We start from the raw sequence: 8505 nt of genomic DNA, 5'->3' as shown, positions 1-8505 counted from the left end.
CGCCGAACTTCTTCGACAGAACGGTTGCGATTGCAGCCGTCAGGGTGGTTTTGCCGTGGTCAACGTGACCGATGGTGCCGACGTTGACGTGCGGCTTGGTCCGTTCGAATTTTTCCTTTGCCATTTCAGACTCCTAAGATCTAACGATTTTTTTGAGAATTACCAGGCACACCTGACGGACGAGTACTACGGACTGCCGTGCAAAATTCTGGTGCCCTTGACGTGGATTGAACACGTGGCCTCTCCCTTACCAAGGGAGTGCTCTACCACTGAGCTACAAGGGCTTATTTTTGCGGTTAGAAATAACACCGCACTAACTGGAGCGGGTGAAGGGAATCGAACCCTCGTCGTAAGCTTGGAAGGCTTCTGCTCTACCATTGAGCTACACCCGCGAGGTACAAACTTTCAATTCCTTCGACTCTTCTTTTTGGTGGTGGGGGCTGGATTCGAACCAGCGTACTCAGAGAGGGCAGATTTACAGTCTGCTGCCTTTAACCACTCGGCCACCCCACCGCGAAGAACCGCAGAGTATGAAGCAAGCTCAACGTACTGTCAACTAAGTTTCTGCAGACTTTGTCTGCTTCGCATAGCAGCGTTGCTTCGGGGCGTGATTGTAACGGGCGGGATGCAAAACCACAAGGGTGATTTTGCGGGAATTGCAGGGAAAGTCGAAAACCCCGGTTTTCAGGGCGCCAGCGCTGCGAGCACCTGGCCTTTCAAGGCCTTGATCAGGGCGGTTTCGTCCGGCGGCACGCCTTCCGGCGCGGTCAGCGTGCGGTCCGCATAGAACAGCCCCAGCTGCACCTTGCCCACTACCAGCGGCAGCACGATGAAACTGCGCGCGTCCGGCAGCAGCCGGCGGTGCCATTCGGGCAGCAGGTCGCGGATCTTGGGGCTCGCGGCATCCGAGATCATCAGGTCGGCGTCGTTTTCCATCGCCAGGTGGAACAGGTCGCGCTGCGAAGCCAGCGGGAAGGCAAAGCCGGCCTGCAGCGCGGCGCTGTCCTCGCCCAGCGCGAGGCGGGCCCGGTACTGGCCGCTCTTGGCATCCTTCAGGCAGATGGCGGCAAAGCGGCAGCCGAGTGCGCCGTACAGGGTCTCGAGCACCGCCAGCACCACCTCGTTGACCTTGCTGCCCGAGGCGCGCAGCTGGGTCACGTCCTGGACGCCGGCCAGCAGCAGGTCGCGCGCGTTCTTCGGCTTGCCGCTCGGATGGGCGCCCTCCTGCTCTTCTTCGCCGGCGTCGAGCGTGGCCAGCAGCAGTACGTTCGGCAAACCACTGCCCGGCTGGGGTTCGCTCTTGGGCGTGGGCTGCATGTTCATGCTCTCCAGCAGGCCGCGCATGCCCTCCTGTACCGCCGTCATCAGCGCGTCCATGCGTTCGCGGTCGAGGTCGAGCGCCTCGCCATAGCGCCCGAGCAGCGCCTGCGCCTCGGGCGTCGCGGCCGGCTCGTGGGTCTTGCCCAGCAGGCGCGCCACGTCCAGGCCGAAGGCCGCCACCTGGCGCATCCACTCGCCGCGATTGCCCGCTACCCGCAGCGTGGCGGACGCCAGGGACGCCTGGGCGCGCACGATCACGTCCGGGATCTTCCATTCGGTCAGCACCGCCTGCGACAGCGCGTCGTAGCTTGCCCCGAGGATCATCTGGGAGGCCTGCCCCACCGTGTGCTTGCCGCCCGCGACCAGGGCGCCGATCTCGCGGTAGCGGTCGTGCTCGTGGCTGGCCACCAGCAGCGGGCCCAGGTTCTTGAACAGCGCGCAGATCGCGGCTTCCTCGGCGCCCTGGTAGAAGCTGTGGCGCGCCATCTCGCGGCCCACCAGGCTGGCGCACAGGGCGGCTTCGAGCTCGACGCGCACGCTGCCGGCGTGCTCGGAACTGTCGAGCGCATCGACCAGCAGCATCGCCAGCGCGGTGGTCTTGACGTTGTCGAAGCCGAGCAGCGAGATCGCACGCGAGATGGTGGTAACGGGCGTGCCGCCCGCGGTGCGGTACTGGATGGTGTTCGACAGGCGCAGGATGCGCTGGGTCAGCGCCGGGTCCGAGACCACGTAATAGGCCAGGTCGTGGGTGCCCTGGTCCTCGCTCGAGGCCATCTCGACCACCCGGGCGATCGAGGCGCCCAACGCGAACATCTCTTCGTCGCCGCACACCTTGTGCATCAGGGCCGCGCGGACGCGGCGCGTCGCGCTTTCCGACGGCATCGAATCAGGCATCACAGCCATTCCGGATCATCTTTCTTATGCCGCCTTCCCTGCGGGTGCGGGTGCGGGTGCGGGTGCGGCCTTGGCCGGCTTGAGCGGGCGCCCCTGCGCATTGCGCTCGTATTTTTTCAGCAGCTGGTGGTGCAGCGCCGACAGCGCGCCCAGCTTCGGGTTGCCCGGGTCGAGCTTGCGCACGTTGCCGATCAGGCCGACCGCCTGCTGGCCGAGCTTGTCGTCCCAGCCGTCGTGCTCGAGGCAGCGCAGGGTCGCCAGCGCGGCGTTGAAGGCCACCGCCGGATTGCTCGGCAGCTTGGCCGCCGCTTCCAGCATCAGGCCCACCGCGCCCTGGTAGTCGCCGCTGCGGGCGCGCGCCGCGCCGTCGGCCACCAGGTCGACCACGTGCTGGCGGCTTTCCTGCGCCAGCGTGCGCGCCAGGTCGGGAAAGCCCGCCCCTTCGAGCACGCTCATCGCGCGCAGCATCGCGGCGTCGTTCTGGGCGTTGCGCATCACCTCGCGCACCAGGTCGGCGCCGCCCTCTTCCATGTTGTTCTCGAGGCAGGTGCGCGCCAGCTCCAGCTTGAGCTCGCCGGACAGCGCCGGCGCGTCCCGGCAGGCCGCCAGCGCGGCGCCCAGCGACTCGTTCAGGCGCGCTTCGTTGCCGGTGTATTCGTGCAGCAGGGCCGAGGAGATCGCGCTGCACAGTACCGTATTCGGGCGCCCGGCCATCGAGCGGTCGAGGTCGCGGATGACCGAGGCCGCGGCCACCGGGTCGCCCTTCCTGACCAGGGTGCGCACCAGCTTGACGTGGTCTTCGGGGTCGCGGAACTCGGAATACTTGGCCTTGGCCAGCACCTGCTTGAGCGCCTTTTCGGCGGCCTCGGTATCCCCGGCCTCGAAGGCGGTCTCGCCCAGGGTGCGCAGGCGCCGCACGGCATGCGGCGACACCGCCACCGCCTCATGCAGCACCGCCTGCGACTGCGCCAGCTCGCCCACCGCGGCGTGGGTGCGCGCCAGCCAGTCGTAGGCGTCGACGAAGTTGCGGTTGCTGTCGACCAGCTCTTCCAGCATCCCCTTGGCCTCGTCGAACTGCCGGCGCAGGAACAGGGTCTTGGCCAGGCCCAGGCGCGCCCAGGCGATCGCCTTCATGTCGATCAGCTTGCGGTAGATCGGCTCGGCCTGCTCCGGCTCGCCCAGGAACACGTGCAGTTCGGCGCGCAGGCGCATGAAGTCGATCGCGTAGCGCGGGTGCAGGCGCTCGCCCTCGACGCAGGCCGCGATCGCTTCGCGCTGGTCGCCCGCCTCCATCAGGGTGTACACCGGCATGAAGGCGCTGCGGCGGTCGAGGGCGCGCGCGATCCGGTCCAGCAGGCGGTCGGCGGTGAAGGGCTTGAGGATGTAGTCGGTCGGCGCCAGCTCGGCGGCGCTGACCACCTTGCTGTGGTTGCCCTCGGCGGTGACCATGAAGAACATGGTCGACAGCGGCATCAGCTTGTGGTGGCGTACGTCCTCGAGCAGCTGCTGGCCGTCCTGGCCGCCTTCGAGATCGTATTCGCACAGGATCATGTCGAAACTGCGCAAGCCGAGGTGCTTGACCGCCAGGTTCGACGAACTGGCGTGCTCGATGCGCGTCAGGCCACACATGTTGAGCATGCTGTGGATGTTGGCGCGCATGCCCGAGTGCGGTTCGATGATCAGGGCCGTGAGGCCTTCCAGTTCGTTCATGAGGTTCTTGTCTAGCCTGCGTTGGGCGTGGCGCAGCCGCTGCATTGGCTGGCTGCATCAGGCCAGTATATTACGGCCGGGAACCAAAATAGTGAAAACGGGTAAAGACGCAGCGCAATCCTCGGTCATTGCGCGAAAAAAACCACAGCGTGGGTTCTTCAGAAAGCGGCAGCCTGGCGCAGGGGGACGCGGCGGCCGTTCAGGCATTCGGTCTTGCCGTCGCCGACGACGACGTTCTGGTAGCGGACTTCGTACTTGCCGGCGCTGAGCTTGTCGATCAGGAAGGTCGCGCGCGCCTGCACGTAGGCGTGGCGCACGTTCGAGCGGCGGTCGAGGTCGTAGAGCTTGACGAAGATCGGCGAGGCATTCGCGCTGTTGTCGATCATCACCTGCATCTCGTTGCCGCTGTTGCCGACCGGGTAGCCCGGCAGGTAGCCGGATTCGGCCGGCCAGGGGTCGCCGCTGGGGGCGGTCAGGGTCTGCAGGTCGCTGCCGCAGTCGGGCGCGCGCGCCGGCACCACCAGCTGGGTCACGGCCAGCGCCTTGATCTCGGGCGGCGGCTCTTTGCCTTCGCCGCCGAAGCGGCGCGCCCAGCCTTCGGTACTCGCGTCGGCGCCGAGCTCGTCGGCATGGTCGGCGGGCGCGCTGCTCGGGACCGGGTCCGGCTTGCCGGCCCAGGCCAGCGCCGCCGGCAGCTTGCCGCGCGGCGGTTCCACCAGGAACACGGCGGCGGCCGCACCGAGCACGAAGCAGCTCGCCAGGCCCAGCCACCAGCGCGGATCGCGCATCAGGGCGCGGCGCGGACGCCCCTGGGCCTCGGGGACGCGCGGCTCCCAGGCGTCGGGACGCGGCGCGCGGCCGGCATGGCCGCCGTCCTCGGCGCCGCTACTTTCCAGCCACTCCACTTCCCACTCCTCGGACGCGATCCATTCGTCGTGCTCCTTGCGGCGCACCGGATCGGACAGGGTGTTGTAGGCGGTATTGACGATCGCCATGATGCGGGCGGCCTTTTCGTCGCCCGGATTCTTGTCGGGATGGTATTTCTGGCTGAGGGCCTTGTACGCCGCACGAATGACTTCCGCCGGCGCGCCGCGCGCGACCTTCAGGTTGTCATAGTGGGTATGGATCTTGGCCATGTTCTCAAAGGTGCGCGCTGTTCGGTCGTCGATCCTGGACGCTCCGGGCTGTACAGCTTAGCCGGATTTGTGTCCGGAGCGCAAGATGTCAAAAATTCTACAGGCGGTGGGACCGGTCCGCCCGCACGATAGCAATCGGCAAGTCGACGTCCTGCCCCACCACCAGCACCTTGAACAGCTCGCCCATCTCGGCCGGCGACACCAGCTTCTGGACCGCCTTCGATTGCGGCAGGAAACGCAGCGCATCCGCCGGGTCGGTTTCCATCAGCAACTCGCCGATACCGCAGCCCAGCAGGAAGGAGGCCTGGTTCATGTAGGCCAGCACCGGCAGCCCGGCTTCCTGCGCGGCCAGCGCCATCGCGGTGAAGTCCACGTGGGCGGTGATGTCCTGCAGGCCCGGCAGGTAGAACGGATCCGGATGGGCATGGTGGCGGTAGTGGCACATCAGGGTGCCGCCCATGCGCTGGTCGAGGTAGTACTCGTGCGCCGGGAAGCCGTAGTCGAACAGGAAGGCGGCGCCGCGCCCGCCTTTCATCATGGTCGCGAGCGAGGCCATGAAGCCTTCGGCCACCGGGTGGATTTCGGTGAGGTAGCCGTCCGGCAGGTGCTCGGCGTCGGGAACCTGGCGTGCCAGGTGGAGCGCCAGCTCCTGCGGCAGTGCCTGCTGCACGAAGGCGAATTCGCCGTTCTCGACGGTGACCATCTGGCGCTGCCAGCGGCCGCCCTTGCGGATGACGAGCTCGACCGGCATGGCGTCGAGCACCTCGTTGGCCAGCACCACGCCGCTGAAGGTCTCGGGCATGGCGTCCAGCCAGCGGACCTGCGGCAAATCCTTCAGGGCTTCCTGCTGGCGCGCGCGCAGTTCGCCCGACAACTCGATGATGGTGTAGGAGGCTACCGTCACGCCCATCCCGCCCAGGGCGGCGAGCACGTCACGGGCCAGCTTGCCGGTGCCGGCGCCGAATTCGATGATGTCGGGCGCGCTTTGGGCGATAATAGCGGCTGCCGCGCGCGCCACGGCAGCCCCGAACAGGGGCGAGATCTCGGGCGCGGTGGTGAAGTCGCCGCTCGCGCCCAGCTTGGACGCGCCGCCGCTGTAATACCCGAGCCTGGGCGCGTACAGCGCCAGTTCCATGAACCGTGAAAACGCCATCGCCCCGCCAAGTTGTTCGATCTCGGCGGCGATAAGTTGTTGCAGGGATTGGGACGCAGCGAGGGCGTCGGGGGTAGGTGCGGGCAGGGACATGCCGGCATTGTAGCGAAACGGCAAACAGGCGGCATCTTTAACCCAGCACCAGCCCTAACAATGACGGAATCTGCCCACACTGCCCCGAAAGTCGCGCTCGTGACCGGCGCCGGCCGCCGCCTGGGGCGCGCGATCGCGCTCGGCCTGGCCGCCGCCGGCTGGGACATCGCCGTACACTACCGCCATTCCGAACGCGAAGCGCAAGAAACGGCGGCCGCCATCCGCGCCCTCGGCCGGCGCGCCGCGCTGTTCTCCTGCGACCTGCTGGACCAGGACGCGGTGCGCGCCCTGCCCGGCCGCGTGGCGTCGGAACTTGGCCTGATCAATTGCGTGGTAAATAATGCATCGTTGTTCGAATACGACAGTGCCACCACGTTTTCGCCGGCCCTGCTCGCCACGCATATGGGCGCGAACCTGACCGCGCCGCTGCTGCTGGCGCAGGCCCTGCACGCCGCCACGCCGGCCGATGCGCAGTCGGTGGTGATCAACCTGCTGGACCAGAAACTGTACAATCTCAACCCGGATTTTCTGTCGTACACGCTGTCGAAAGCGGCGCTGCACGCCGCCACCACGATGCTGGCGCAGGCGCTCGCGCCCACCGTGCGCGTGGTGGGCGTGGCGCCCGGCATCACGATGGTGTCGGGCGAGCAGAGCGAGGAAGGCTTCAGCAAGGCGCACCGGATGACGCCGCTGGGCCGCTCCTCGACGCCGCAGGACATCGCCGATGCGGTGGTGTATGCCGCCGGCGCGCGGGCGCTGACCGGCACCACCCTGCTGGTCGACGGCGGCCAGCACCTGGCGCCCTCGCATCGCGACGTGATGTTCCTGACCGAACCTACCTAAACACCATTCATAAGGCTCTACCCATGTTATCCGCCCTGATCCACCCGAGCTTGCGCGACTGCCGCCGGCTGTTCCTGCGCAATTACGAAGTCATGATCAACATCGGCGTGCACGATTTCGAAAAGCGGGCGGAACAGCGTGTCCTGATCAACGTCGACCTCTACATCCCGCTCGAGCAGTCCACCCCGAAGGCCGACCAGCTGTCGGAAGTGGTCGACTACGACTTCATGCGCGAAACCATCGCCAAGCGCATCTCGAAAGGCCACATCCACCTGCAGGAAACCCTGTGCGACGACGTGGTCAAGGCCATGCTGGTCCACCCGCGCGTGCGCGCCGCGCGCGTGTCGACCATGAAGCCGGACGTCTACCCCGACTGCGAGGGCGTGGGCGTGGAAGTGTTCCAACTGAAGGAAGAAGCATGAGCGAAGCGGATTTTGATCAAGTGAACGCGGACGCCAAGAAGGCGGACAAGATCGCCTACGAGAACAACAAGCTGCACAAGCGCCTGTGCCGCCTGGTCGGCCAGGCGATCGGCGACTTCAACATGATCGAGGACGGCGACAAGGTGATGGTCTGCCTGTCGGGCGGCAAGGACAGCTATGCCCTGCTGGACATCCTGATGACCCTGCGCGAGCGCGCGCCGATCCATTTCGACATCGTCGCGGTCAACCTCGACCAGAAGCAGCCGAACTTCCCGGCCGAGATCCTGCCGGCCTACCTCGAGAAGCTGGGCATCCCGTACCACATCGAGAACCAGGACACCTACAGCATCGTCAAGCGCCTGGTCCCGGAAGGCAAGACCACCTGCTCGCTGTGCTCGCGCCTGCGGCGCGGCATCCTGTACCGCGTGGCGGACGAGCTGGGCTGCAACAAGATCGCCCTGGGCCACCACCGCGACGACATCCTCGAAACCTTTTTCCTGAACATGTTCTTCGGCGGGAAGCTGAAGGGCATGCCGGCCAAGCTGGTCTCGGACGACGGCAAGCACATGGTGATCCGCCCGCTGGCCTACGTGAAGGAAGCCGACACCGAGCGCTATGCCGAAGTGAAGGGCTTCCCGATCATCCCGTGCGACCTGTGCGGCTCGCAGGAAAACCTGCAGCGCAAGCAGATCAAGGCCATGCTGCGCGACTGGGAAAAGAAGCATCCGGGCCGCGTAGAAAACGTGTTCTCGTCGCTCAGCACGGTGGTACCTTCGCACCTGCAGGACCGCAAGCTGTTCGGCTTCGTCGACCTGAAGACCGACGGCGTGCCGAATCCGAACGGCGACATCGCCTTCGACGAGGAGCCGTGCGCGACGCCGGCGCCGAACACGATCTCGCTGACGCAGCTCTGACCCGGCTTGTGCGATGCGGT

The 8505-nt window shown here is 66.4% G+C and carries 8 protein-coding genes and 3 tRNA genes; 3 read left to right on the top strand and 8 right to left on the bottom strand.

What is annotated here, in order from left to right; genetic code table 11:
* The 8 genes from AB3347_RS09335 to AB3347_RS09300 all read right to left on the bottom strand — a co-directional run.
* On the bottom strand, positions 1-124 hold a 124-nt coding region (locus AB3347_RS09335), incomplete at its 3' end, for a GTP-binding protein (RefSeq protein WP_227803300.1).
* 85 nt (positions 125-209) lie between these two features.
* A tRNA-Thr gene (locus AB3347_RS09330) sits at positions 210-284 on the bottom strand.
* 34 nt (positions 285-318) lie between these two features.
* Positions 319-392, bottom strand: a tRNA-Gly gene (locus AB3347_RS09325).
* Between the two features lie 36 nt (positions 393-428).
* Positions 429-513: transfer RNA gene (locus tag AB3347_RS09320), tRNA-Tyr, on the bottom strand.
* A gap of 171 nt (positions 514-684) precedes the next feature.
* Positions 685-2214 (bottom strand): HDOD domain-containing protein, encoded by a 1530-nt coding sequence (locus AB3347_RS09315; RefSeq protein ID WP_369091501.1) that lies wholly within the window; start codon positions 2212-2214, stop codon positions 685-687.
* 24 nt (positions 2215-2238) lie between these two features.
* Positions 2239-3924 carry a tetratricopeptide repeat protein gene (locus tag AB3347_RS09310; protein ID WP_369091500.1) on the bottom strand — a complete coding sequence of 562 codons (1686 nt, stop codon included), beginning with the start codon at positions 3922-3924 and terminating at the stop codon, positions 2239-2241.
* A gap of 158 nt (positions 3925-4082) precedes the next feature.
* Positions 4083-5060, bottom strand: a complete 978-nt coding sequence (locus AB3347_RS09305; protein WP_369091499.1) for a DnaJ domain-containing protein — start codon at positions 5058-5060, stop codon at positions 4083-4085.
* Between the two features lie 97 nt (positions 5061-5157).
* Entirely contained in the window at positions 5158-6306 is a 1149-nt protein-coding gene (locus AB3347_RS09300) for a class I SAM-dependent methyltransferase (protein WP_369091498.1), read from the bottom strand.
* A gap of 60 nt (positions 6307-6366) precedes the next feature.
* On the opposite strand from AB3347_RS09300, the gene AB3347_RS09295 reads away from it, so the two are divergent.
* The 3 genes from AB3347_RS09295 to ttcA are packed head-to-tail and all read left to right on the top strand — an operon-like array spanning position 6367 to position 8485.
* Positions 6367-7149 carry an SDR family oxidoreductase gene (locus AB3347_RS09295; protein WP_369091497.1) on the top strand — a complete coding sequence of 261 codons (783 nt, stop codon included), beginning with the start codon at positions 6367-6369 and terminating at the stop codon, positions 7147-7149.
* A 23-nt stretch (positions 7150-7172) separates the two neighbouring features.
* The gene (locus AB3347_RS09290; RefSeq protein WP_369091496.1) at positions 7173-7571 is read left to right on the top strand and encodes a dihydroneopterin aldolase; all 399 of its coding nucleotides are present in this window, start codon (positions 7173-7175) and stop codon (positions 7569-7571) included.
* Positions 7568-8485: a tRNA 2-thiocytidine(32) synthetase TtcA gene (gene ttcA, locus AB3347_RS09285; RefSeq protein WP_369091495.1), complete on the top strand. Its 918-nt coding sequence runs from the start codon at positions 7568-7570 to the stop codon at positions 8483-8485. Before AB3347_RS09290 ends, ttcA begins: the two co-directional genes overlap by 4 nt.
* Positions 8486-8505: the final 20 nt, after the last annotated feature.

The organism is Massilia sp. X63 (genome assembly GCF_041023745.1).
Taxonomy (GTDB): Bacteria; Pseudomonadota; Gammaproteobacteria; order Burkholderiales; family Burkholderiaceae_D; genus Telluria.
Note: the sequence above shows the minus strand (reverse complement) of the source record. Positions and strands in the feature narration are given on the sequence as shown.

Coding starts and splice junctions, on each gene's coding strand:
- AB3347_RS09315 (WP_369091501.1), bottom strand. CDS start 2,214: ATGCCTGATTCGATGCCGTCGGAAAGCGCGACGCGCCGCGTCCGCGCG.
- AB3347_RS09310 (WP_369091500.1), bottom strand. CDS start 3,924: ATGAACGAACTGGAAGGCCTCACGGCCCTGATCATCGAACCGCACTCG.
- AB3347_RS09290 (WP_369091496.1), top strand. CDS start 7,173: ATGTTATCCGCCCTGATCCACCCGAGCTTGCGCGACTGCCGCCGGCTG.
- ttcA (WP_369091495.1), top strand. CDS start 7,568: ATGAGCGAAGCGGATTTTGATCAAGTGAACGCGGACGCCAAGAAGGCG.
- AB3347_RS09300 (WP_369091498.1), bottom strand. CDS start 6,306: ATGTCCCTGCCCGCACCTACCCCCGACGCCCTCGCTGCGTCCCAATCC.
- AB3347_RS09295 (WP_369091497.1), top strand. CDS start 6,367: ATGACGGAATCTGCCCACACTGCCCCGAAAGTCGCGCTCGTGACCGGC.
- AB3347_RS09305 (WP_369091499.1), bottom strand. CDS start 5,060: ATGGCCAAGATCCATACCCACTATGACAACCTGAAGGTCGCGCGCGGC.